Origin of the sequence: Pseudomonas sp. lyk4-R2A-10, from assembly GCF_030209075.1 — a bacterium.
GTDB classification, from domain to species: Bacteria; Pseudomonadota; Gammaproteobacteria; order Pseudomonadales; family Pseudomonadaceae; genus Aquipseudomonas; species Aquipseudomonas glycinae.
In genome coordinates this window covers 14,796-39,579 of sequence record NZ_JARVSR010000013.1, presented here as the reverse complement: position 1 = coordinate 39,579, position 24,784 = coordinate 14,796, and the positions used below count along the sequence as shown (strand labels likewise).

At 61.6% G+C, this 24,784-nt stretch carries 20 protein-coding genes; 5 read left to right on the top strand and 15 right to left on the bottom strand.

The features are described 5' to 3' along the window. Positions 1 to 126: 126 nt before the first annotated feature. From QRN46_RS23765 to dksA, 14 genes are all read right to left on the bottom strand, one after another. Positions 127 to 423 carry a DUF2845 domain-containing protein gene (locus QRN46_RS23765; protein WP_011335976.1) on the bottom strand — a complete coding sequence of 99 codons (297 nt, stop codon included), beginning with the start codon at positions 421 to 423 and terminating at the stop codon, positions 127 to 129. Further along, positions 423 to 3,374 (bottom strand): DUF748 domain-containing protein, encoded by a 2,952-nt coding sequence (locus QRN46_RS23760; RefSeq protein ID WP_011335975.1) that lies wholly within the window; start codon positions 3,372 to 3,374, stop codon positions 423 to 425. The genes QRN46_RS23765 and QRN46_RS23760 overlap by 1 nt, the downstream gene beginning before the upstream one ends. Positions 3,375 to 3,507: 133 nt before the next feature. Further along, a complete protein-coding gene (locus QRN46_RS23755) occupies positions 3,508 to 4,524 on the bottom strand; it encodes a class I SAM-dependent rRNA methyltransferase (RefSeq protein ID WP_011335974.1) in 1,017 nt (338 codons plus the stop codon). Between the two features lie 145 nt (positions 4,525 to 4,669). Further along, positions 4,670 to 6,607: an acetate--CoA ligase gene (acs, locus tag QRN46_RS23750; protein WP_285357621.1), complete on the bottom strand. Its 1,938-nt coding sequence runs from the start codon at positions 6,605 to 6,607 to the stop codon at positions 4,670 to 4,672. A 114-nt stretch (positions 6,608 to 6,721) separates the two neighbouring features. Then, on the bottom strand, positions 6,722 to 8,386 hold the full coding sequence (gene pgi / locus QRN46_RS23745; RefSeq protein ID WP_011335972.1) for a glucose-6-phosphate isomerase: 1,665 nt from the start codon (positions 8,384 to 8,386) through the stop codon (positions 6,722 to 6,724). 348 nt (positions 8,387 to 8,734) lie between these two features. After that, positions 8,735 to 9,595 (bottom strand): pantoate--beta-alanine ligase, encoded by an 861-nt coding sequence (gene panC, locus QRN46_RS23740; RefSeq protein ID WP_011335971.1) that lies wholly within the window; start codon positions 9,593 to 9,595, stop codon positions 8,735 to 8,737. After that, complete coding sequence (gene panB, locus QRN46_RS23735; protein WP_011335970.1) at positions 9,592 to 10,392, bottom strand: 3-methyl-2-oxobutanoate hydroxymethyltransferase; 801 nt, start codon at positions 10,390 to 10,392, stop codon at positions 9,592 to 9,594. Before panB ends, panC begins: the two co-directional genes overlap by 4 nt. A 320-nt stretch (positions 10,393 to 10,712) precedes the next feature. Further along, the gene (folK, locus tag QRN46_RS23730) at positions 10,713 to 11,198 is read right to left on the bottom strand and encodes a 2-amino-4-hydroxy-6-hydroxymethyldihydropteridine diphosphokinase (protein WP_221615871.1); all 486 of its coding nucleotides are present in this window, start codon (positions 11,196 to 11,198) and stop codon (positions 10,713 to 10,715) included. Positions 11,199 to 11,201: 3 nt separating this feature from the next. Then, a complete protein-coding gene (locus tag QRN46_RS23725; RefSeq protein WP_007959609.1) occupies positions 11,202 to 12,602 on the bottom strand; it encodes a polynucleotide adenylyltransferase PcnB in 1,401 nt (466 codons plus the stop codon). A 734-nt stretch (positions 12,603 to 13,336) separates the two neighbouring features. Then, complete coding sequence (locus QRN46_RS23720) at positions 13,337 to 14,773, bottom strand: sigma-54-dependent transcriptional regulator (RefSeq protein WP_011335968.1); 1,437 nt, start codon at positions 14,771 to 14,773, stop codon at positions 13,337 to 13,339. A 22-nt stretch (positions 14,774 to 14,795) separates the two neighbouring features. Further along, entirely contained in the window at positions 14,796 to 17,750 is a 2,955-nt protein-coding gene (locus QRN46_RS23715; RefSeq protein ID WP_181457900.1) for a sensor histidine kinase, read from the bottom strand. After that, positions 17,734 to 17,910: a hypothetical protein gene (locus QRN46_RS23710; protein WP_003176118.1), complete on the bottom strand. Its 177-nt coding sequence runs from the start codon at positions 17,908 to 17,910 to the stop codon at positions 17,734 to 17,736. The genes QRN46_RS23715 and QRN46_RS23710 overlap by 17 nt, the downstream gene beginning before the upstream one ends. A 77-nt stretch (positions 17,911 to 17,987) precedes the next feature. Further along, complete coding sequence (gene gluQRS, locus QRN46_RS23705) at positions 17,988 to 18,884, bottom strand: tRNA glutamyl-Q(34) synthetase GluQRS (protein WP_285357611.1); 897 nt, start codon at positions 18,882 to 18,884, stop codon at positions 17,988 to 17,990. Between the two features lie 83 nt (positions 18,885 to 18,967). Next, on the bottom strand, positions 18,968 to 19,411 hold the full coding sequence (gene dksA, locus QRN46_RS23700; protein ID WP_007959616.1) for an RNA polymerase-binding protein DksA: 444 nt from the start codon (positions 19,409 to 19,411) through the stop codon (positions 18,968 to 18,970). A gap of 334 nt (positions 19,412 to 19,745) precedes the next feature. Between dksA and QRN46_RS23695 the strand changes: the two genes are divergently transcribed. Both QRN46_RS23695 and sfsA read left to right on the top strand, forming a co-directional pair. Continuing rightward, positions 19,746 to 20,918 carry a pyridoxal phosphate-dependent aminotransferase gene (locus QRN46_RS23695; RefSeq protein WP_011335965.1) on the top strand — a complete coding sequence of 391 codons (1,173 nt, stop codon included), beginning with the start codon at positions 19,746 to 19,748 and terminating at the stop codon, positions 20,916 to 20,918. Continuing rightward, positions 20,918 to 21,631, top strand: a complete 714-nt coding sequence (gene sfsA, locus QRN46_RS23690; protein WP_011335964.1) for a DNA/RNA nuclease SfsA — start codon at positions 20,918 to 20,920, stop codon at positions 21,629 to 21,631. The genes QRN46_RS23695 and sfsA overlap by 1 nt, the downstream gene beginning before the upstream one ends. On the opposite strand, the gene QRN46_RS23685 is transcribed toward sfsA, so the two are convergent. Continuing rightward, the gene (locus tag QRN46_RS23685) at positions 21,628 to 21,945 is read right to left on the bottom strand and encodes a Rieske (2Fe-2S) protein (RefSeq protein ID WP_221615870.1); all 318 of its coding nucleotides are present in this window, start codon (positions 21,943 to 21,945) and stop codon (positions 21,628 to 21,630) included. The two genes, sfsA and QRN46_RS23685, sit on opposite strands and share 4 nt — an antisense overlap. A 162-nt stretch (positions 21,946 to 22,107) precedes the next feature. Here QRN46_RS23685 and QRN46_RS23680 point away from each other — a divergent pair, with 162 nt between their 5' ends. From QRN46_RS23680 to QRN46_RS23670, 3 genes are read left to right on the top strand one after another with little or no spacing between them, the layout of a single operon-like run. Beyond that, positions 22,108 to 22,980 carry a heme/hemin ABC transporter substrate-binding protein gene (locus QRN46_RS23680; protein WP_285357610.1) on the top strand — a complete coding sequence of 291 codons (873 nt, stop codon included), beginning with the start codon at positions 22,108 to 22,110 and terminating at the stop codon, positions 22,978 to 22,980. A gap of 50 nt (positions 22,981 to 23,030) precedes the next feature. Further along, on the top strand, positions 23,031 to 24,014 hold the full coding sequence (locus QRN46_RS23675; protein ID WP_285357945.1) for a FecCD family ABC transporter permease: 984 nt from the start codon (positions 23,031 to 23,033) through the stop codon (positions 24,012 to 24,014). Further along, positions 24,014 to 24,781 (top strand): heme ABC transporter ATP-binding protein, encoded by a 768-nt coding sequence (locus QRN46_RS23670; protein ID WP_285357609.1) that lies wholly within the window; start codon positions 24,014 to 24,016, stop codon positions 24,779 to 24,781. Before QRN46_RS23675 ends, QRN46_RS23670 begins: the two co-directional genes overlap by 1 nt. The last annotated feature ends 3 nt before the right edge of the window (positions 24,782 to 24,784 follow it).

Genomic DNA, 24,784 nt, shown 5'->3' with positions numbered 1-24,784 from the left:
CGGGCCGAGCAATACGTCTGCCGCACTTTAGAGTTCATGCGACCGGCCACACGGAATGTGGCCATTACAGGCCCCGGCATTTATGTCGGGGCCTGTTCTATTTCTGGGGAGGAAAAAGTGCGGAGGTCAGTTGCCGCGTTTGCTGTTGATCTGCTTCAGGCGATTGCCTTCAAAACGCAGGTATTGGTACATGCCGTTGCTCGGGCCGTAGGTCCATTCCTCGACCTGAAACTCTTCCCGGCGGTTGACGCTGCGCTTGTAACCGAGCAGATCGCGACTGACCGGCTCACCGCATTTTTGCAGCACCTCGCTGGCACGGTCGCCAAGGCTTACCAGCTGGCTGCCGCAGCGCAGGGTATCGGACGCCGCAGCCTGGCTGGCGATCAACGCCAGCCCCATTGCAGTCAGCCAGTTTCGGTTCATCACTCGGCATCCAGATGCATTTGCGTCACCACCCGGCCGTCGCTCTCCGCTTCGCCGAGATTGGCGTCGATGAAGTACACGCGATCGTCGGCCAGTTGGCCCTTGTCCACCAGATAGTCCTTGATGCTGCTGGCCCGGTCCTGACCGAGCTGGCGCAGCAGCACGTCGCTGGAGCTCCAGAACTTGATCACGTCGGCGCGCATTTTCGCGGTGCGTTCTTCCTTGCCCAGATCCTTCCACTCGGCCGGTGGCTGGGTTTTCAGGCGAGTGCGATAGATGCCTTCAAGCAGCGGACCTTTTTCGTTTTCCGGTACCTGGATCAGCGAAGCCTGAGCCGGCACCTTGTCGCCGCGGCGCTGGAGCATCTTGTAGTAGTTGTACTGGTATTCACGTTCCAGGCGCTGTTCTGCGAGCAACGGACCGTCACTGCTTTTTGCCGCAGTGCCTTCGATTTCCAGGCGCAGGGCCGGACGCTCCTTCAGCGCTTGCGACAGTTTCACCAGCGCCGCTTCGGCGTCTTTGCTCAGGTCGCTGGAACCCGGTGCGAAGGACACGGTGCCGAGGTCTTCCGAGCCGCCACCGCTGACCAGACCGCCAATCAGCTTGAACGGTGCGGCGGCGGCTTTGACGATCAGGTTGCGCAGGGTCTGCCAGACAATCGGCATCACGCTGAATTGCGGGTTGTTCAGGTCACCGGTGACCGGCAGCTCGATGGAGATCTTGCCGTCGACGTCCTTGAGCAGGGCGATAGCCAGTTTCAGCGGCAGGCTCACGGCATCCGGGCTGTCGACTTTCTCACCCAGTTGCAGCTGCTCGACCACCACTTTGTTCTCGGCCTTGAGCTGGCCTTTGGTGATCAGGTAATGCAGGTCGAGGTTGAGCCGGCCCTTGCGGATCCGGTAGCCGGCGAACTTGCCGGAGTAGGGGGTCAGGGTGGTCAGTTCGACCCGTTTGAAACTGGTGGCGATGTCGAGGCTGGCCATCGGATCGAACGGGTTGACCGCGCCCTTGATGGTCACCGGTGCATAGCGGTCGACCTTGCCCTTGATGTCGACGCTGGCCGGTTTCGCCTGACGGCTGTCGATGGTGCCGATCTGGCCGTTGAGCTGCTGAATCGCGGTGGCGAAGTTGGGGGTCAGGCTGAAGTCGGCGAAGTTGGCCGAGCCGTCGTTGATCGCGATGCCACCGATGTGAATGCCCAGTGGTTTGTCATTGCTCGCCGGTTTCGCCGCAGCGGTCTTCGCCCCGGAGTCGGCCTGCTGCGGGATCAGCAGGTCGTCGATGTTGGTGGTGCGGTCATCGTTGATCATGAACCGTGCATACGGCTGGAACAGGTTGACCCTGTCGATCGACAGGCTGTCGCCGTGCTGATAGTTCAGGCCTTCGACCACCACTTGCTGCCACTTGAGGAAGTCGCGGGTTTTCAGGGTGTCGAGGGTGTGCAACTGATCGATCTGAGCACGACCGGTGACGCTGAGGGCCAGCGGGTCAGTGCTTTTCAGGTTCACTTTCAGGTCGCTGCCGAGCATGCCGCTGCGCAGTTCGAGACGAATGAACGGGTTGATGTAGGACTGCGCGACCCGCAGGTCGATGTCCTGGGTTTTCACGTTGAGCTGCGCGGTGACCGGGGCCAGGTTGACCACGCCGTCGGCGCTGATCTTGCCTTGCTTGCCCAGGCCGGTGTCGAGTTTGAGGTTGAAAGGTGAGCCGTTGAGGCTGTCGAAGTTTTGCAGATCGACGTTCAGCGGGGTGACGTCCAGAGTGACTTCGGGCTTCGCCGAACGATCGGCCAGATGCACTTTGTAGTCACGCAGTTGCACGTCCTTGAGCAGCACTTGCCACGGTTTGCTCGGCGCGGTCGGCTCGGGTTTCGGCGAGTCGGCGGCGGCCGGAGTGCTTTTGGGTTCCGCCGCAGCTTTTGCGGCGGGTTTCGACGGCTGGCTGGCGAACAGTTTTTGCCAATCCAGTTGGCCGTCCGCTTCCAGGGCTGCCCAGGTTTCCAGTTTCTGACTGCGGATCTTGCCAACCACCACTTGCTGCTTGGCCAGGTCCACCGTGGTGTCGCTGACGTCGAGACGCTCGAGTTTCGCCAGCGGGCGTCCGTCCGGCGCCTTGATGGCGAACGGCGCTATATTGACCGCCACGTTGTTCAGCAGCAGTTCGGTTTCCTTGGACAGGTTGAGCTTGTAGTCGGTGCTCAGGCTGACGACCCCGTTTTCCAGCACCAGTGGCACGGCATCACGCACGTAGGGCCAGAAGGCTTTCATCTGGCCGTCGGTGATCTTGAGCGTGCCTTCGGAAGCGATCGGGATCAGGCTGAAGTTGCCTTTCCAGTCGATCTGCCCACCGGCCGGGCCGATCGCGACGAGGGTCATGTCGGCGTTGTCTTCGGGCAGTGTGCTGAGGTTTTTCAGCTCGAAGTCGAGCTTGTCGTAGAGAAATTCGATCGGTTCGCTGGGGCGCGCATCCACGAAATGCAGGTTGCCGCCGGCCAGCTGGATCCGGTCGATGCGCAGCGGAAACGGTTTGGCGTCGGGATCGGCCGGGGTGGGCTCGCTGGCGGGGAGCTTGAACAGGCCGAGCAGGTTGAGCTGACCATCCTTGGCGAACAGGATTTCGGTTTTGGATTTTTCCAGTTCGATGTCGGACAGATGCAGGGCTTTGGTCCACAGGCTGTCGAGTTGCAGGTTGGCGTACAACCGTTCGAAGCCGACCTGTTCCTTGCCCGGCTCACCGATCACCAGGCCCCACAGCGTGAGTTCAAGGCTGAACGGGTTGAGTTCGATGCGCTGCAGATGAGCCGGCACCGTGGCGTAGTTGGCCAGTTGCTGATTCACCACCCTGAGCGCAATGCCCGGCAAAATCAGGAACCCCAGCAGGCTGTAGAGGGCCAGAGCAGTCAACAGGGCGCCAATCGCGCGAATCAATCCTTTGGGCATGTGCGGCTTCATCTGTCTGAATCGGAGTGCCTTGGAGTATGGCACGCGATTCCGGTTCCGAAGTACATCGCGCGAGACAGGATTGTTCAGATTTGTCTGCAATTTCTGTAGGAGCCTCCGAAGACTGCTCCTACAGGGGCAAAGATCAGAGCTGCAGAATCAGTGTCTTCAACGGCGGTTGTTGATCCCGCGAAGGGAAGTCGGCACCTGGCGTCATCACGCTCCATTCACGCACCGGCCGCCCGGCTTTTTCGGCGCAGCGCAGCACCTGTTCACGCCAGTCGTCCATGCTGACTTTCGCCAGGTTGTTGCAGCAGATCAGCACGCCATTCTCTGCGGTGGTCAGCAGGGCCGGCTTGAGCAGGCTTTGATAATCGCGCAGCAGATCGACGGTGCCGAACGCACTCTTGGCCCACGCGGGTGGGTCGAGCAGCACCAGATCGTACTGGCGCTGTTCGAGACGCTGATAGCTCGGCAATTTCTGCCCGCGACGCTGGCTGATCGGCAGGCCGGCCAGTTGGCGGATCGCCGGGAAATAGTCGGACTGGATGAATTCCATGGCCGGCAGGTGTGGATTGAGCTGACCATTCTCGCGGCCGACAGCCAGATTGCCCTCGGCGAAATCCAGGTTGCACACTTCGCGCGCACCGCCGGCCGCTGCGCTGAGACCGACGCCGCAGGTATAGGCGAACAGGTTGAGCACACTTTTGCCCTTGGCATGATCCTTGACCCAGCCGCGGGTGTTGCGCAGGTCGAGGAACAGCAGCGGATCCTGTCCGGCGTGGCGCCCGCGCACGCGATAGTTCAGACCCCATTCGTGGCCGACCAGATCGGCCAATGCCGCGTCGTCGGCGCGGTAGACGCTGTCTTCACGGTCGATCCGCGAATTGCCACGGGAGCGGTCGTTGTAGACCAGCAGGGTTTCCAGACCAAGAGTCTGGTTGACCATGGTGTGCAGTTGCAGCAGGTCTTCACGCGCCAGGGTCTGGTGGAAACTTTGCACCATCAGTTGCGGGCCGTAGCGGTCGATGGTCAGGCCGCCGGCACCTTCCTGGCTGCCGTGGAACAGCCGATAGCAGTCGGTGCCCTGACTGTGCAGCTCGGCGAGCAGATCCTGGCGTTGATCGAGAGCGGCGCGCAGCGCCAGGTTCAAGGAAGACATGCGGGCGCCTTGCTGGAGAGAATCGGGGCGCGGGAGTTTAGCAGTTTGGCAGGCAATCGAGGGGGTCCCATCGTGAGCAGGCTCGCTCCCACAGTCGATCATAAGTCCCTGAGGGAGCGAGTCTGCCCGCGATGCTTTTGCAGCCTTACTGGTTCAAGCGTTTATCGATCAAACCCTGCACCACGCTCGGATCCGCCAGCGTCGAGGTGTCGCCAAGGCTGTCGAGCTCGTTGCAGGCGATCTTGCGCAGGATCCGCCGCATGATCTTGCCCGAGCGGGTCTTCGGCAGGGCCGGGGCCCACTGGATCAGGTCCGGTTTGGCGAAGCTGCCGATTTCCTTGCTGACGTGGGCCAGCAGTTCTTTCTTCAGCTCATCGTTGGGTTCGGTGCCATTCATCGGTGTGACGAACGCATAAATCCCCTGACCTTTGACGTCGTGGGGATAACCGACCACGGCGGCCTCTGCAATGCTGTCGTGCAGCACCAACGCACTTTCCACCTCGGCGGTGCCGATGCGATGGCCGGAGACATTGATCACGTCATCGATGCGCCCGGTGATCCAGTAATCGCCGTCCTCGTCACGACGGGCACCGTCGCCGGTGAAGTAGTAACCGGGGTAGGGCTTGAAGTAGGTGTCGACCATGCGCTGCGGATCGCCGTAAACGCTGCGGATCTGCGCCGGCCAGCTCGACTTGATCGCCAGTACGCCACTGCCGGCGCCCTTGATTTCCTTGCCGTGCTCATCGAGCAGCACCGGTTGCACGCCGAACATCGGCCGGGTGGCGCAGCCTGGTTTGATCTGCTGAGCGCTGACCAACGGGCTGAGCATGATGCCGCCGGTTTCGGTCTGCCACCACGTATCGACAATCGGGCAGCGCTGTTCGCCTACGACGTTGAAATACCATTCCCACGCTTCCGGGTTGATCGGCTCACCGACACTGCCGAGCAATCTGAGGCTTTGTCGCGACGTTTCCTGCAAGGGCCCGGCGCCTTCACGCATCAATGCGCGCAGGGCGGTGGGGGCGGTGTAGAAGATGTTGACCTTGTGTTTGTCGATCACCTGCCAGAACCGCGAAGTGCTCGGGTAGCTCGGCACGCCTTCGAAGATCAGTGTGGTGGCGCCGTTGGCCAGCGGGCCGTAGACGATATAGCTGTGGCCGGTAACCCAGCCGACGTCGGCGGTGCACCAGAACACTTCGCCATCGCGGTAGTCGAGGAAGTACTTGAAGGTCATCGCCGCTTGCAGCAGGTAACCGCCGGTGGTGTGCAGCACGCCTTTGGGTTTGCCGGTGCTGCCGGAGGTGTAGAGGATGAACAGCGGGTCTTCTGCGTCCATCGGTTCCGGCGGGCATTCGTCGCTGACGTCGCGCACGGCCTGGTGATACCAGAGGTCGCGGCCTTCGACCCAGTCGACTTTGTTCTGGGTGCGCTCGACCACCACGACGGTGCTGACATTCGGACAACTCTGCAGGGCTTTGTCGACGTTCTGTTTCAGCGGCACGAATTTGCCACCGCGCACGCCCTCGTCGGCGGTGATCACGGTGCGGCAGTCGGCGTCGAGAATGCGGTCGCGCAATGAGTCCGGGGAGAAACCGCCAAACACTACCGAGTGAATCGCGCCGATCCGCGCGCAGGCCAGCATGGCGTAGGCCGCTTCGGGGATCATCGGCATGTAGATGCACACCCGGTCGCCTTTTTTTACGCCACGGCTTTTCAGCACGTTGGCCAGGCGGCAGACGTGGTGATGGAGTTTGCTGTAGGTGATTTGCGTCGATTCGGCAGGGTCGTCGCCTTCCCAGAGGATGGCAGTCTGATCGCCGCGCGTTTCCAGATGGCGGTCGATGCAGTTGTAGCTGACGTTCAGCTTGCCACCGGCAAACCAGGCGGCGTCGCCGGTCTTCAGGTCATAGCGCTGGACGGTCTGCCACGGCGTGCTCCAGTCGAGGAAGCGGGTGGCCTGTTCGGCCCAGAAGGTGCTGGGGTGTTCAATGGATTCGCGGTACAGGCGCTGGTAGTCGTCCTGACTCAACTGTGCAGCCCGGCGGACGGCATCGGCTTTGGGGAACGTGCTGATATCGAACATGACGGTTCCTTATTCTTGTTGTGCGACAAGGATAAAGATGCGCCGAGAGCGGAGAGGGTTCAATACCTGTGAACAAACACCCCCTCATGGCGAGGGGGTGTGTTCAGGGCGGGATCAGCCGCGGTGACGGCCGCGGAAGTAGTTGATCAGGCCTTGGGTGGACGCGTCTTCAGCGGCGGTTTCTTCGCTGCCGACCAGACGGTTGTACACGCCCTTGCCCAGTTCCTTGCCCAGCTCCACGCCCCACTGGTCGAAGGCGTTGATGCCCCAGACCACGCTTTGCACGAAGACTTTGTGTTCGTACATCGCCACCAGTGCGCCGAGACGACGCGGGCTGATGCGCTCGACCACCAGGGTGTTGCTCGGACGGTTGCCCGGGATCACCTTGTGCGGTGCGAGTTTCTGCACCTGGTCTTCGCTCATGCCCTTGTCGCGCAGTTCCGCTTCGGCTTCCGGCAGGGTCTTGCCGAGCATCAGCGCCTGGCTCTGCGACAGGCAGTTGGCGTACAGCCACTGATGGTGGTCGGAGACCGGGTTGAAGCTGACGATCGGCACGATGAAGTCGGCCGGGATCAGTTGGGTCCCTTGGTGCAGCAACTGGTGATAAGCGTGCTGACCGTTGCAACCGACGCCGCCCCAGATCACCGGGCCAGTGTCGGTCGACACCGGGGTGCCGTCCTGACGCACGCTCTTGCCGTTGGATTCCATGTCCAGCTGTTGCAAGTGCTTGGTGATGTTACGCAGGTAGTGGTCGTACGGCAGGATCGCGTGGCTTTGCGCGCCCCAGAAGTTGCCGTACCACACGCCGAGCAGGGCCAGCAGCACCGGCATGTTCTGTTCGAACGGCGCGCTCTGGAAATGCTGGTCCATGGTGTAGGCACCGGACAGCAGTTCCTTGAAGTTGGACATGCCGATGGCCAGCGCGATTGGCAGGCCGATGGCCGACCACAGCGAGTAACGACCGCCGACCCAGTCCCACATCGGGAAGATGTTTTCTTCGCGGATACCGAAGGCCACGGCGGCGGCATTGTTGCTCGATACGGCGATGAAGTGGCGATACAGCTCGGCTTCCGAACCACCCTGGGCCAGGTACCAGGCGCGTGCGGCCTGGGCATTTTTCAGGGTTTCGAGGGTGTTGAACGATTTCGACGAAACGATGAACAGCGTGGTCTCGGCGCGCAGTTTTTGCGTCAGCTCGTGGAATTCGCTGCCGTCGATGTTTGCCAGGTAATGGCAACGCACGCCTTTCTGGGCGTAGGACAGCAGGGCTTCGGAGACCAGCTCGGGGCCGAGGAACGAGCCGCCGATGCCGATGTTCACAACGTCAGTGATCGGCTTCTCGGTGTAACCGCGCCACAGACCGTCGTGGATGCGGCCCACGAGATCGGTGATCTGGTTCAGCACCTTGTGTACCTCAGGCATCACGTTGACACCGTTGACCGACAGCTTGTCGCCGACCGGGCGACGCAGGGCGGTGTGCAGTGCCGGGCGGCCTTCGGAGGAGTTGACGATTTCGCCGTCGAACAGCGCCTTGATCGCGCCTTTGAGATCGACTTCATTGGCCAGACCCACCAGCAGGTTGCGGGTCTCGGCGTTGATCAGATTCTTCGAATAGTCGAGAAACAGTCCGCAGCTGCTGAGAGTGAACTGATTGAAGCGCTGCGGATCGGCGTTGAAGGCTTCGCGCATGCTGAAATCCTGCATGGCTTGGCGGTGATCTTTCAACGCTTGCCAGGCAGGCAGAGCGGTAACGTCATGAGGAGTGCGGTAGTACGCCATCGCTGCGGTTTTCCTTTTTACTTGAACGGCCTTTTGAACACTGAAAAGACCTCCCCGCCATGTTTGGGCGAGGGGGCAACTGCGTCGACACGATTACTTTGGCGCAGGGCGAATACAGTAAACCCAGCGCCGCGATCTGTCTTGGCTTTGTCTGACCTGTTTTCGGTACTTTTTTAACATTGATAACAGACGGGGCCGACAAACGGCGGGTAATGCGAGCAGTCCCTGCTATTGGTGTCGAGTCGAACGGCGGGCAGTTTGCCCGATGGGCAGGTGCTCAGCAATACAGTCTGGAAGTGCGTGCAGACGCTGTGGGAGCGGGGTCGCCTCCACAGCGTCTGCCGGTGTTCAGGCGGGGGTATCGAGATTCAGATGCAGGTTGTCGATCAACCGGGTGGTGCCGAGAAATGCCGCGACCAGAATCACCAGATCACGATCTTCCGCCGTTGCCGGACGCAGGGTCAGGGCGTGGCGGATTTCCAGATAATCCGGACGCAGCCCGGCGGCTTCCAGTTGCTGGCGTTGCGCCTGGATCAGGGCAGGGAAGTCGCGTTCGCCCTGCTTGATCGACTCGGCAATGCTGCTCAGGGTGCGATAGACCACTGGCGCCACGGCGCGTTCTTCTTCACTGAGGAAACCGTTGCGCGAGGACAGCGCCAGACCGTCGGCGGCGCGTACGGTCGGCTCGCCGATGATCTGGATCGGCATGTTCAGGTCGTGCACCAGTGCGCGGATCACCGCCAGTTGCTGGAAGTCTTTCTGGCCGAAGATCGCCAGGTCCGGCTGGACCATGTTGAACAGCTTGCTGACCACTGTCGCCACGCCTTCGAAGTGCCCCGGACGGCTGGCGCCGCAGAGGCCTTCGGACAGTTGCGGAACGCTGACCCGGGTCTGCCCGGCCATGCCGTCGGGATACATTTCTTCGACAGTCGGGGCGAACAGCAGATCGCATCCGGCTTCCAGCAGTTTTTCCTGATCCGCCGCCAGGGTACGCGGGTATTTGTCGAGGTCTTCGCCGGCACCGAACTGCAGCGGGTTGACGAAAATGCTCGCGACCACGAAGTCCACGCGCTGGGTGGCCTTGGTGATCAGGGCAATGTGGCCGCTGTGCAGGTTGCCCATGGTCGGCACGAAGCCGATGCGCTTGCCTTCACTGCGGGCGCGCGCCACGGCGGCGCGCAGTTCACGTACGGTTTTGACGGTGTTCATGCAGAGAATCCGTGTTCGATCCCGGGGAAAGTGGTGGCTTTGACTTCACTGACGTAAGCCTTCAGCGCGGACTGGATGCTGTCCTGACCCTGCATGAAGTTCTTCACGAATTTTGGCACACGGCCGCTGATCGACAGGCCGAGCATGTCGTGCAGTACCAGCACCTGGCCGTCGGTGTCGCTGCCGGCGCCAATGCCGATCACCGGAATCTTCACCGCCTGGGTGATTTCAGCCGCCAGTTCGCTCGGCACGCATTCGAGCAGCAGCATGGCCGCGCCGGCCTGCTCCAGGGAGATCGCGTCGGCGCGCATCTGGCGTGCCTGGTTCTCGTTGCGACCCTGCACTTTATAGCCACCGAGAATGTTCACGGCTTGCGGGGTCAGGCCCATGTGAGCGCAGACCGGCACGCCGCGTTCGGCCAGCAGGCGGATCGAGTCCGCCAGCCACAAGGCGCCTTCGACCTTGACCATGTGCGCGCCGGCCTGCATCAGCAGGGCACTGTTGGTCATGGTTTGCTCGAGGGTGGCGTTGGCCATGAACGGCAGGTCGGCCAGGATCAGGGCATCAGAGTTGCCGCGTTTGACGCTGGCAACGTGGTAGGCCATTTCTGCGGTGGTCACCGGCAGGGTGCTGTCGTGACCCTGCAGGACCATGCCGAGGGAGTCGCCCACCAGCAGCACTTCGACACCGGCCTCATTGCAGGCGTGGGCGAAGGTCGCGTCATAGCAGGTCAGCATGGTGATCTTTTCACCTTTCTGCTTGAGGCTCTGGAGCGTGGTCAGGGTGATGGCTGGCATGTAAGAAATCCTCGTTCAGGCGCTCTGGAAACTACTGCGAGTAACGCGCGTGATTCGTCATCTATTCAGGCGCACGCTCTTTTGTCGTGCTTATAAGGCCTGGATTGCGCCCTTGTATGCCGGGTTGGCGGCAGCGGGACGCCTATAGTCGTGATGAGGCCTCAGGAAGTCAATTGCATGTGTTACCGCATTGTTACGAGGGGAGTGTTACCGTCGTTACTGATGCGATTCAGCGGGCCGGCGGGCCTGATCTGCGGGTTTTTTGTCCTACAAGAACGCAAAATGCGGGAGCCGATGAGCTCCCGCATCAGCGGTTTTTGTCAGGCGTGAGAGAGGCGTTCGAGGCCGACGAACGGGCAGGCTGCGAGAAGATCGGCAAGGGTGCGGCCATCGGCCAGACGCAGATCATCGGGAGCCAGTTCGGCCAGGGGATAGAGAACGAACGCGCGTTCCTGCATGTGGTAATGCGGGACTTTGAGGCGCGGCTCGTCGATCAGGCGATCACCGAACAGCAGAATGTCCAGATCCAGCGTGCGCGGGCCCCAGCGCTCCAGGCGTTCGCGGCCCTGATCGTTTTCGATCGCCTGCAAGGCATCGAGCAGATCCAGCGGGGCGAGCGCGCTGTCGAGCGCGGCAACCGCGTTGGTGTAACGCGGTTGGCCCGGCAGCAGCGAGTCGCTTTGGTAGAAGGCAGATACACCGACCAGTTCGGTGTCGGGCAATTGCTTCAGTGCGTCGACCGCGCTGCGCAATTGTTCGGCCGGGTCAGCCAGGTTGCTGCCCATGCCAATGTAGATGCGTTCCATGCCTTATTCGCCCGTGGCGCTCGGTGCGCCGGCACGTTTGCGCTTGGAACCGCTGCTGCGGCGACGTTTGCGCGGTGCGCCACTGGCGTCATCACCCTTGCCGCTGAGGTCGCGGATCATGTCGCGACGTTCGCTGTCGTTGGCGTCCTGATAATCGGTCCACCATTCGCCCAGGCCATCGGTCTGCTCTCCGGCGCTTTCACGCAGCAGCAGGAAGTCGTAGCCGGCGCGGAAGCGCGGATTGTCCAGCAGCAGATCGGCGCGTTTGCCGCTGCGGCGTGGCAGGCGTTCCTGCATGTCCCAGATTTCGCGGATCGGCATGGTGAAACGTTTTGGAATCGCAATGCGTTGGCACTGTTCGGCGATCAGTTCGTGAGCGCCTTCCTGCATCGCCGGAATCGGCGGCATGCCACGCTCTTGCAGACGCAACACGCGGGCCGGCAGGGCAGGCCACAGCAGCGCGGCGAACAGGAACGCCGGGGTCACCGGTTTGTTCTGCTTGATCCGCAGATCGGTGTTGGTCAGTGCTTCGCTGATCAGCGTGTGGGTGTATTCCGGGTTGTGTTCCAGCGCATCGGCACTGGCCGGGAACAGCGGGGCGAACAGTTGCAGGTCGACCAGCATCTCGAAGGTGATGGCACCGTGACCGGAGAGGAACAGCTTGAGCACTTCCTCGAACAGGCGGGCCGACGGGATCTCGCGCAGCATCGGCGCCAGTTCGCGGATTGGCTGGACGGTGTGCTTCTCGATACCGAAATTGAGCTTGGCGGCAAAACGCACGGCCCGCAGCATCCGCACCGGGTCTTCCTGGTAACGCTGCTTCGGGTCGCCGATCAGACGGATCAGGTGATTGCGGATGTCGTGCACGCCGTTGGCGTAGTCGAGGATGCGCTCGCTGACCGGATCGTAATACAGGGCGTTGATGGTGAAGTCGCGGCGTTGCGCGTCTTCTTCCAGGGTGCCGTAGACGTTGTCACGCAGAATGCGCCCGCTCTCGTTGCGCGAAGACTGGTTGCTGTCTTCGTCGTCTTCGTTTTGCGGGTGATTGGCGCGGAAGGTCGCGACTTCGATGATTTCGCGACCGAAATGGATGTGTACCAGCTTGAAGCGGCGGCCGATGATCCGCGCGTTGCGGAATTCGGCACGAACCTGCTCGGGGGTGGCGCTGGTGGCGACGTCGAAGTCTTTGGGCGTGATGCCCAGCAGCATGTCTCGCACACAACCGCCAACCAGGTAGGCCTGGTAGCCGGCGCCCTGCAGACGTTCGACGATGTTGACCGCGTAACGGCTGAATTGCGCCTTCTGCAGCGAATGTTGGCCGCTGTTGAGGACTTCAGGCGTGCTACGGATGTGTTGCGTACGACGCAGGGGAGTTCGGAATGACTGGAACAGCTTCTTCAGCATGGGATGCACTGTTTGAAGGAATGTTCGGCCATACCAGAGAATGACCGCATGATGGGCCGGGATTCTAGCATTTAGTCGAGGGATGGTGTAGGACGCTGCCGTTTTGCGCTGCAAGCCGCAGGCTAGAGGGGGTGGGGATGCGTCAGAAGGGGGGATTTGCCGGAAAGAAGAAACTACAAGGGGAGCCGAAGCTCCCCAAGAAGTAGTTGCGTGCTCTTTTTATTATTGATTCGGGCTTCTTGTTTTTGTTGAGTGCCCTCGCCATGAAGCTTTTCCTTCATGACCCTCCCAATCGGGAGCCAAGAGCAAACGGATTGCTTTGGTCGCTGTGTTGCAGTGATCTTGCGATCCAACCAGTACAGGCTCTGTCTTAAGACAGTTTTTGTTGTTCTCGGCCTGGTCGTGGGGCTAGCCCCAAATACAACGCCTCTCCAAAAGAATCAGTTAGCTGCGCCTCTCGCCGTCTTGTTTTTATTGTGCGTGAGTCGATTCGTCTTATTTTTATTGTCTTGTGCATTGCTTGTTATTGTTCTTGTACCAAACATATAGCAGGTGCCGTGCCAACTTTTGCGAGCCCCAATAAAACAAGGGGTTAGGTCGATATAACCGTTTTCGCAGGCCAAAAAAAAGCCGGGGTTTCGTTACCGATAACCCCGGCTTCTGTTACGTGAAAAGACTGAGGTAACAGTTTTTTCACCTCTTCAACGGTAACCCGCACACTCGACAGGTAACGTTCAGCTCTCGCTGGCGACCCCGGTCTTGCGCCGTGGAATGCCCAGACGCTGACGACGCTCCCACAGGCATTTGCGGCTGACGCCCAGTTTGCGCGCCAGTTCGGTCTCGGTCATGTGATCCTGATGCTCGAGCACGAAATGCTGGAAGTAGTCTTCCAGTGATAGGTCTTCGGTCGGCTCGTGGCTGCTGTTGCTGGCGTTACCGGCCGGTTGCGCCGGCAGGCCGATGAATTCGTCGTCCTCCAGATCACCCAGCTCGATGTCGATGCCCAGCAGGTCGGCAGAGATTTCCGGGCTTTCGCTCAGAATCACGGCGCGCTCGACGGCGTTTTCCAGCTCCCGTACGTTACCCGGCCAGGAATAGTGCCGGATCGCCTGTTCGGCATCGGCGGCAAATTTCAGGTCGGTGCGGTTGATGCGTGCGCTCTGGCGAGCAAGGAACGCATTGGCGATTTCGTTGACGTCGGCGCCTCGCTCGCGCAGGGCCGGCAGTTTCAACGCGATCACATGGAGGCGGTAGTACAAGTCTTCACGGAACTGGCCGATTTTCGCCAGGCTCTTGAGGTCGCGGTGGGTCGCGGCGATCAACCGGACATCGACTTTCTGCGACTGAACCGAGCCAACCCGGCGAATTTCGCCTTCCTGCAAGACACGCAGCAAACGAGCCTGAGCTTCCAGTGGCAACTCGCCAATTTCGTCGAGGAACAGCGTGCCGCCGTCCGCCGCTTCCACCAGACCGGCGCGACCGGCGCTGGCACCGGTGAACGCGCCTTTCTCGTGGCCGAACAGTTCGGACTCGATCAGGCTTTCCGGAATGGCGGCGCAGTTCACCGAGATCATCGGTGCCTTGGCGCGTTTCGACAGGTTGTGCAGGGCACGGGCCACCAGCTCTTTACCGGTACCGGACTCACCCTGGATCAATACGTTGGAATCGGTCGGCGCGACTTTACGGATCTTGCCGTAAAGATCCTGCATCGGCGGACACGAACCGATGATGCCGATCTCGCCATTGCTGTTGTCGATGGCGGATTTGCCGCTGCCATTGGCCGATTTCGCGGGAGCTGCTTCGCCGGCAGCAGGCGCCGACTGGCGATCGCGCAGGATCCGCGCGACAGCCTGAAGCATTTCATCGTGGTCGAAAGGCTTGGCGATGTAATCCACCGCGCCCATCTTCATCGAGTCGACCGCCGAGCGCAGGCTGGCGTAGCTGGTCATGATCAGCACCGGCGTGCCCTGGCCGAGCTTGATCAGCTCGGTGCCCGGAGCACCCGGCAGACGCAGGTCGCTGACGATCAGATCGAATGTGGGAATACTGAAGCGTTCTTGTGCTTCCTGCACTGAACCGGCTTCGCTGACCTGGTACTGGTTGCGTTCCAGCAGGCGGCGCAAGGCGGAGCGGATAATGGTTTCGTCTTCGACGATCAAAATGTGCGGCATTGATTCGATACTCTCGACGGTCTCAGTTCACAGCGGACGTCGCTTCGACATGGCGCGGCAATGTCACCCGGATACGGGTGCCGCGCTGGCTCTGAACATCAGCCGGGCTGTCGATGGTGATTTGTCCATAATGCTCTTCAACGATGGAATAGACCAGTGCAAGGCCCAGACCGGTGCCTTCGCCAGGATCCTTGGTGGTGAAGAAGGGTTCGAACAATCGATCCATGATGCTCGACGGAATTCCGCTGCCTTCGTCTTCGACGATCAGATCGACCGTGTGTTCGCCGGCTTCGCTCTTGACCCGCACCGCACTGCCGGCAGGCGAGGCGTCACGGGCGTTGGAGAGCAGATTGATGAGCACCTGGGCGAGCCGCTGCGGATCGCCTTCGACCCAGTGATCGGGATCGCACAGGTTGTAGAACTGCACTTCGAAATTGCGCCGGTTGAGGGCCAGCAGGCCGATGGCGTCCTGGGCGACTTCCGCCAGACAGACGGGCTCGTCGCTGTGCTGATGGCTGCCGGCGTGGGCGAAACTCATCAACGACTGGACGATGCGTGACACGCGTTTGGTCTGTTCGAGGATCTGGCCGCTGATTTCCGTCAGCTCACCATCGTCTTCGCGCTCTTCGCGCAGGTTTTGCGCGAGACAGGCGATACCGGTGATCGGGTTGCCGATTTCGTGGGCAACACCCGCCGCGAGGCGACCGATGCTGGCCAGGCGCTCGGAGTGCACCAGTTTGTCTTCGAGCATCTGGGTTTCGGTCAGGTCTTCCACCAGCAGCACCAGGCCGCTATTGCCCGGTGCTAGGGGCTCGTCGATGGCCGCCTTGTGCAGGTTCAGCCAGCGGGTCTGGCCGTCGAGGGCCAGGTGCTGCTTGTGCAAGTGCTCGTCGGGCAGGTGGATGAAGCCTTGCAGCAGATCTTTCCACGGATTGGCGATGGTGCTCAGGCGCGAGCCGACCACCCGTTGCGCGGCAATCCCGGTCAGTTCTTCCATGGCCTTGTTCCACATCAGGATCTCCTGATCCTTGGCCAGCGAGCAGACGCCCATCGGCAGTTCCTGCAGGGTCTGGCGGTGGTAGCGGCGCAAGGCGTCGAGCTCGGCCGCCAGACCGGTCAGGCGCGAGTGGTAATCCTCGAGGCGGCTTTCGATGAAATGGATGTCTTCGGTGACGTAGTTTTCGCCGCCGGCCTTGTACGGCAGGAAGGTTTCCACCATGTCCTGGGCGACGCTCGGGCCCATCAGGCCGGAGAGGTTGGCTTCGATCCGGTCACGCAGGCGGCGCAATGCATAGGGGCGGCGCTCGTCGAACGGCAGATAAAGGTCGCGCAGGGCCTGTTCGACTTCTTTCTGCGCAGCCTTGGCACCCAGTGGCTTGGCCAGTTGCGTGGCGAACTCCTGCGGAGAAGCGGCGTGCAATTCGCGGCGCTGCGGACGGCGTACGTTATCCACAGCGCAAGCTTCGGCGGCGCTGGCCTCTTCGGGGCTGGCATTGGTGAACAACGAAATCAGGGTGAACATCAGGACGTTGGCCGCCAGCGAGGCGATGGCCGCCATGTGCCAGCTGGTGTCGTCCAGTACGTAGATCATGTTCAGTAACGGAATATAGAAACCCTGCAGATTGCCGACCAGCGGCAACAGCATGGTCACGACCCACACCACGATCCCCGCCAGCAGACCAGCGATAAAGCCGCGGCGATTGGCGGTCGGCCAGTACAGCACCGACAGCACGCCCGGCAGGAATTGCAGGGTCGCGACGAAGGCGACGATGCCGAGGTTGGCCAGGTCCTGCTCGGCGCCGAGCATCAGGTAGAAGCAGAAACCGGCCATGATGATCGCGACGATCAGCGCCCGGCGGGTCCATTTCAGCCAGCGATAGATATTGCCCTCGGCCGGTGGCTGGTAGAGCGGCAGCACCAGGTGGTTCAGGGCCATGCCCGACAGCGCCAGCGTGGTGACGATGATCAGGCCGCTGGCCGCCGACAATCCGCCGACATAGGCCAGCAACGCCAGCGACTTGCTGTTGGCGGCGATACCGATGCCGAGGGTGAAGTATTCCGGATTGGTGGTGGCGCCGAGTTTCAGGCCGGCCCAGAGAATCAGCGGCACGGCCAGGCTCATCAACAGCAGGAACAGCGGCAGGCCCCAGCTCGCGCTGACCAGCGAGCGCGGGTTGAGGTTTTCGGTGAAGGTCATGTGATACATGTGCGGCATCACGATCGCCGAGGCGAAAAACACCAGCAGCAACGTGCGCCACGGGCCTTCCTGCAACGGTGTGTGCAGAGCGGCGAGGGCGGTCTGATTCTGCAGCAGCCACAGTTCAAGCTGTTGCGGGCCGTCGAATACGCCGTACAGCGCGTAGAGGCCAACGCCGCCGAGGGCCGCCAGTTTGATCACCGATTCGAAGGCAATCGCGAATACCAGCCCTTCGTGCTTTTCACGGGTGGCGATGTGGCGCGAGCCGAAGAAGATCGTGAACAGGATGATCAGCGCACAGAACGCCAGGGCCACGCGATTCTGCACCGGTTCGCCGGTGAGGATGCCGATGGAGTCGGCCACGGCCTGGATCTGCAACGCCAGCAACGGCAGTACGCCGATCAGCATGAAAATCGTGGTCAGCGCACCGGCCCAGGTGCTGCGAAAGCGAAAGGCGAACAGGTCTGCCAGCGACGACAGTTGATAAGTGCGGGTGATCTTGAGGATCGGATACAGCAGCACCGGCGCCAGCAGAAACGCGCCGGATACCCCGAGATAACTGGACAGAAAACCGTAGCCGTACTGATAGGCCAGACCCACCGTACCGTAGAACGCCCATGCACTGGCGTAGACCCCCAGCGACAGGGTGTAGGTCAACGGATGGCGAATGATCGCCCGCGGGATCATGCCCCGTTCACTGATCCAGGCCACGCCGAACAACGCGGCCAGGTAGGCGGCGCTGATCAGCAGCATCTGGGTCAGGCTAAAGCTCATCGGCATCTTTTTGGCTCTGCAGGATGAAGGTCACGACAATCAGGATCAGCCAGAGCAGATAAGGGCGATACCAGGCGCCCGTAGCGTCGATCCACCAATCCATGATGGCGGGAGAAAACAGATAGATCCCCACGACCAGAAGCAGGACCAAGCGATAGATGTACATCCCGGCCTCTCTTTTTTATGCGCGTGCCCGAAAACGTGCGGCGATGGTAACGGATGGGCGCGCCACTGCAAGTGTCGTCACAGCAGTTGCGCTTCGGGCAGGGTCAGTGTGCGCGGGATTTTCAAGGCATCCCAGTGGGCGCTGCCCCAGTTCAACAGTTCCTGCGGCGAGGCGTGGACCAGTTCGTGCCCCGGGTTTTGCCCCAGTGCACGCAAGGCCCGCAGCAGCAATGGCGTGGCCTGATCGGCTTCAAGCGGTGGCGAGCGGTATGACTTGCCGAGCTTGTTGCCGTCCGGCTGGGTAATCAGTGGCAGATGCAGATAGCGCGGTTGGCGCAGGCCGAGCAACTCCTGCAGATAGAGCTGGCGCGGCGTGGAGTCGAGCAGATCGGCGCCGCGCACGATGTCGGTGATGCCCTGCCAGGCGTCGTCGAGCACCACCGCCAGTTGGTAGGCGTAGAGGCCGTCGCGGCGGCGGATCACGAAATCACCCACGTCGCGGCCCAGATGCTGGCGGTATTCGCCCTGCACCCGGTCGATGAAGTGGTATTCGAGCTCTGGCACGCGAAGACGGATCGCGGCGTCTTCCTGACCGTGGCCGGCATTGCGGCACAGTCCTGGATAAATGCCGTGGTACGGCTCCAGTTGTTTGCGCGAGCAGGTGCAGGCGTAGGCGAGGCCGTGATTGAACAGGCTGTCGAGCACTTGCGCGTAGGCTTCGTGCCGATCGCTCTGGCGAACCATTTCGCCGTCCCATTCGAAACCGTAGCTTTCCAGTGTCTTGAGTATCGCCGCTTGCGCGCCCGGCTCTTCGCGAGGCGGATCGAGGTCTTCCATGCGCACCAGCCAGCGGCCGCCCACCGAGCGTGCGTCCAGATAAGAGGCCAGGGCGGCAACCAGCGAACCGAAGTGCAGGTGCCCGCTGGGGGTCGGGGCAAAGCGGCCAATGTAGGCGGGGGAGGAGTTGGCAGTCATGAGGGCGATGTTACTTGAAGAGTAAAAAATGGCAGAAACAAAAACGGAGCGTTCGCACGCTCCGTTTTTCGTTCAGGCCGGGATTATTTACCGACCTGCTTTTCCTTGATTTCCGCCAGGTTCTTGCAGTCGACGCACATGTCGGCAGTCGGACGGGCCTCGAGGCGCTTGACGCCGATCTCGATGCCGCAAGAGTCGCACCAGCCGTACTCTTCGTCTTCGATCAGTTGCAGGGTCTTGTCGATCTTCTTGATCAGTTTGCGCTCGCGGTCGCGGGCGCGCAGCTCTAGGGCGAACTCTTCTTCCTGGCTGGCACGGTCGGCCGGATCAGGAAAGTTGGCCGCTTCGTCTTTCATGTGATCAACAGTGCGGTCGACTTCCTGCATCAAGTCCAGTTTCCACTTGGTCAGGATCTTGGTGAAGTGCGCGCGCATTGGAGCGCCCATGTACTCTTCGCCCGCTTTCGGGACGTAGGGTTCGAAACCGCTGAGTGTCTGACTTGCCTGTTGCTTTGCTTGGGTGGGCATGAAATGGACCGCCTCTACTCTTGTAATCCATTGCGCAGGATTGCTCCATCACCGACACCTGCCGGCCCTGCGGCTGCAAGCGGGCGAACTTACCAGATCAATTCGGCCCGCGCTACTCCCGGATGTCGAGCGCGTGGCCGTTGGGGCTTGCAAATGTTTGCCAAGCCATGCCCGGTGATGTTGCAGACCTGCTCAATCACTGATTTTAGTCAATCCTGGAGCGTACGCTCGGGTCGTTACAGTCCAGTGTTCTTGTGGCTGTGACCGCTGCGGGTTCTCGCTCGTTCCGGCAGATGGGTAGAATCGTTTCTTTTCCCTCGTTGAAGGAAGGCCAATGGCTCAGCCCTACAGTGCGCGCAGTCGTGCGATCGAACCGTTCCATGTCATGGCGTTGCTGGCGCGGGCCAATGAATTGCAGGCCGCCGGCCACGACGTGATCCACCTGGAAATCGGCGAACCGGACTTCACTACCGCCGAACCGATCATCCGCGCCGGCCAGCAAGCCCTGACAGCCGGGAAAACCCGTTACACCGCAGCCCGTGGCATTCCCGAACTGCGCGAGGCGATTTCCGGCTTCTATCAGACGCGCTACGGCCTGAACATCGATCCGCGCCGGATTCTCATCACCCCCGGTGGTTCCGGCGCGTTACTGCTGGCCAGCGCGTTGCTGGTGGATCCGGGCAAGCACTGGCTGCTGGCCGACCCCGGCTACCCTTGCAACCGACACTTTCTGCGTTTGGTCGAAGGCGCGGCGCAGCTTGTGCCGGTTGGCCCGGACGTGCGTTATCAACTGACGCCGGACCTGGTGGCGCGCCACTGGGATCACGACAGCGTCGGTGCGCTGGTCGCTTCGCCGGCCAACCCGACCGGTACGATTCTGACCCGCGATGAACTGTCCGGGTTATCCACAGCCATCAAGGCGCGTCACGGGCATCTGGTGGTGGACGAGATCTACCACGGCCTGACTTACGGCACCGACGCCGCCAGTGTGCTGGAAGTGGACGACAGCGCCTTTGTCCTCAACAGTTTCTCCAAATATTTCGGCATGACCGGATGGCGTCTCGGCTGGCTGGTGGCGCCGGATGCGGCGGTCAGTGAACTGGAAAAACTCGCGCAGAACCTCTATATCAGTGCGCCAAGCATGGCCCAACATGCGGCGCTGGCCTGTTTCGAGCCCGACACCATCGCGATTCTCGAAGAGCGCCGCGCCGAATTCGGCCGTCGCCGTGACTTCCTGCTGCCGGCACTGCGGGAGCTGGGCTTCAACATTGCCGTGGAGCCAGAAGGTGCGTTCTATTTGTATGCCGATATCAGCCAGTTCGGCGGCGATGCCTTCGCGTTCTGCCGGCATTTCCTTGAAACCGAACATGTCGCGTTCACGCCGGGGCTGGATTTCGGTCGCTATCAGGCCGGTCATCACGTGCGCTTTGCCTACACGCAAAACCTCCCACGCCTACAGGAAGCGGTAGAGCGTATCGCCCGTGGCTTGAAGAGCTGGCAAGGCTGATGCGCTTTCATCCTCCTCTTGAAGAAGGCCGGTTGATCCGGCGTTACAAGCGTTTTCTCGCCGATATCGAAACCGTTGGCGGCGAGTTGCTGACCATTCATTGCCCCAATACCGGCTCGATGCTCAATTGCCAGGTCGAGGGCGGGCAGGTCTGGTTCAGCCGCTCCAATGATCCGAAGCGCAAGCTGCCCGGTACCTGGGAAGTCGGCGAAACCCCGCAGGGCCGGCTGTTTTGCGTGAATACCGGACGCGCCAACGCACTGGTCGAAGAAGCCTTGCAGGCGGGTGTCATCAATGAGTTGAACGGTTTCACCGGGCTCAAGCGCGAAGTGGCGTATGGACAGGAAAAGAGTCGGATCGATTTTCGCCTCGACTATCCGACGGGCCCGGCCTACGTGGAAGTGAAGAGTGTCACGCTGGGTTTCGACGGAACGGCAGTGGCGGCGTTTCCCGATGCGGTGACAGAGCGCGGCGCCAAGCATTTGCGTGAGCTGGCGCATCTGGCGCGGGACGGGATTCGTGCGGTGCAGTTGTACTGCGTCAATCTCACGGGAGTCGAGGCGGTGCGTCCAGCCGAGGAAATCGACTTCGCCTACGCCGCTGCGCTGCGTGAGGCGGTGGCGTGCGGGGTCGAAGTCCTGGCGTACGGCGTGCGGTTGAGCCATGAAGAGATGGTGATCGACCGGCGGCTGGACGTGCTGCTCAACGGTTAGACATCGATCCACAGCCCTTGCGCGTCTTCACGGCAAGGGATGGCCGTCAGCGATTGCCCGGTGCAGGGGCCGGCGACGCATTCTCCGTCCTCGATCAGAAACAGTGCGCCGTGGGTCGCGCACTGGATCAGGCTGTTGCTCGGGTCGAGAAACTGGTCGGTGTGCCATTCCAGGCCGACGCCCCGATGTGGGCAGCGATTGAGATAGACGTAAGCCTGCCCCGCGCGGCGCACGGCCAACAGTTTTTTCCCGTCGATATCGAAACCGCGACTGCCGCCTTCAATCAGATCGGCACCCGCGCAAAGAAACTTCATGGTTATCCTCAAGTGTCGGCTCGTGTCCGGATATGTCCGAGCTTGACGTTCAAATGCAAACAATTATCAAATGGCCGCCTTCGCCCGTGGCGAGGTGAGCGCTGCCGAGGATACTTGGCCTGCCGTTCCGATGCCCGGGAAAACCTTTCAAGGAAGCTGTCTATGCGCCTGAGTACCCGCGTTGCCGTGCTGTGTGTCGGACTTTGGGTCAGCCACCAGGCTGCAGCGGCCGAGTTGCCGCAACGTTGGGTCAGCGCTGGCGGCGCCTTGTCGGAGTGGGTGAGTGCACTGGGGGGTGAAGCCAAACTGGTGGGGGTCGACACCACCAGCCAGCATCCGCAGTCCCTGAAGTCGCTGCCGAGCATCGGCTACCAGCGCAGCCTGTCGGCCGAAGGCATTCTCAGCCTGCGACCGGACATCCTCATCGGCACCGAAGAAATGGGCCCGCCGCCAGTGATCTCGCAGGTGCGCAGCGCCAAGGTGCGGGTGGAATTGTTCTCGGCTCAGCCGGATCTGCCGACACTGGAGAAAAATGTCACTCATCTGGGGCAGTTGCTGGGCGCCGAAAGCCAGGCCGCGCAATTGCTGCAAAGTTATCAACAGCAACTCGATACGCAAAAGGCTCGTGTAGCGCAGGCCCAGACCCAACAGAAAGCGCCGGGCGTGCTGTTGCTGCTCGGACATGCCGGCGGCAAGCCGCTGATCGCCGGCAAAGACACCGCTGCCGATTGGCTGCTGCAACAGGCGGGCGGGCATAACCTTGCGACCCACACCGGTTACAAGCCATTTTCCGTGGAGTCCCTGGCCAGTCTCGATCCTGAAGTGCTGGTGTTCGCTGACCGTGCGCTGACCGGCGAGGCGGCGAAAGCGGCGCTGTTCAAGGAAAACCCGATCCTCAATTCCAGCCGTGCCGCCAAGACCGGCCGGGTGCTGGAACTGGACCCGACGCTGCTGGTCGGCGGGCTCGGGCCGCGTTTGCCGGCTGCGCTGAAGACCCTGTCTGACGGTTTCTATCCGGCCCAGAGCAGCCAATGACCACGCTGGTCAAACCCCGCGATTTGTTCATCGGCCTGATCCTGCTGTGTCTGCTGGCGATCTGGCTGTCGCTGGCGTTGGGGCCGGTGAGTCTGCCGTTGTTCGATACCTTGCGCGCTGCCCTGCGCATGATCGGTGTGCCGCTGGCGCCGGACGGGCTGGAGCAGTCTGAACTGATTCTCGGGCAGATTCGTCTGCCGCGTACGCTGCTCGGGTTGGCAGTTGGCGGTGTGCTGGCGCTGTCCGGGGTGGCGATGCAGGGGCTGTTTCGCAATCCGCTGGCGGATCCAGGTTTGGTTGGCGTCTCGAGCGGCGCGGCGTTGGGCGCGGCGGTGGCGATTGTCGGTGGTTCGTTTTTTGGCGGACTGCCAGAGTGGTTCGGGCCTTATCTGCTGTCGGTTTGCGCGTTTCTCGGTGGCCTTGGCGTAACTGCGCTGGTCTATCGACTCGGCCGCCGTAACGGGCAGACCAATGTGGCGACCATGTTGCTGGCGGGGATTGCCCTGACGGCGCTGGCCGGTTCGGCAGTGGGGCTGTTTACCTATCTGGCCGACGACGCGACATTGCGCACGTTGACGTTCTGGAACCTGGGCAGCCTCAACGGCGCAAGTTACGCGCGGTTGTGGCCGCTGCTGATCATCACCGCCGGTGTTGCGCTTTGGCTTCCACGTCGGGCGAAGGCGCTCAATGCGTTGCTGCTCGGCGAATCGGAAGCCGGGCATCTGGGAATCGATGTCGAACGGCTCAAGCGTGAGCTGGTGTTCTGCACGGCGCTGGGCGTCGGTGCGGCAGTGGCCGCGGCGGGCATGATCGGTTTTGTCGGGCTGGTGGTGCCACATCTGGTGCGCTTGCTCGTGGGGCCGGATCACCGGGTGTTGCTGCCGGCATCGGTGCTGGCCGGAGCCAGTCTGTTGCTGTTGGCTGATCTGGTGGCGCGGCTGGCGCTGGCACCGGCGGAGCTGCCGATTGGCATCGTCACCGCGTTCATCGGTGCGCCGTTCTTCCTTTATCTGTTGCTGCGAGGGCGTGTCTGATGCTGCGTGCGCACAACCTGCACATCCGCCGTGGCCGCAAGACCGTTCTGGCCGACGTCAGCCTGCAACTCGAACCGGGAGAAGTGCTGGGTGTACTGGGGCCGAACGGCGCCGGTAAAAGTACCTTGCTCAGTGCGCTTTGCGGAGAGTTGAGTGCCAGCGACGGGGAAGTGCTGCTGGACGGTGAGGCCTTGAGCCATTGGAGTGGTTCTCAGCGTGCCCAGCGGCTGGCGGTGTTGCCACAGGTATCGACGCTGGACTTTGCCTTTCCTGTCGAAGAAGTGGTCGGCATGGGGCGTCTGCCTTATCAGAGCGGACGGGTGCGCGATGACCAGATCGTCGCTGCCGCATTACGGGCCGCCGATGCCGGACACCTGAGTGGCCGCAGTTATCTGGCCTTGTCCGGCGGCGAGCGTCAGCGGGTGCATCTGGCGCGGGTGCTGGCGCAACTTTGGCCGGGGCAGGCGGGGCAGACTCTGCTGCTTGATGAGCCGACCTCGATGCTCGATCCGTTGCATCAACACACGACGCTGCAAGCGGTGCGCGAATTTGCCGATCGCGGCGCGGCGGTGCTGGTGATCCTGCATGATCTGAATCTGGCGGCGCGTTATTGTGATCGCATCCTGCTGCTGGAGGGCGGCCGGCCGGTCGCACTGGATACACCGCAGCAGGTCTTGCGCCCGGAATCGCTGAAGGCGGTTTTCGGTCTGGAAGTGCTGGTGCAAACGCACCCGGAGCGCGGGCATCCGCTGATCATCGCCCGCTGATTT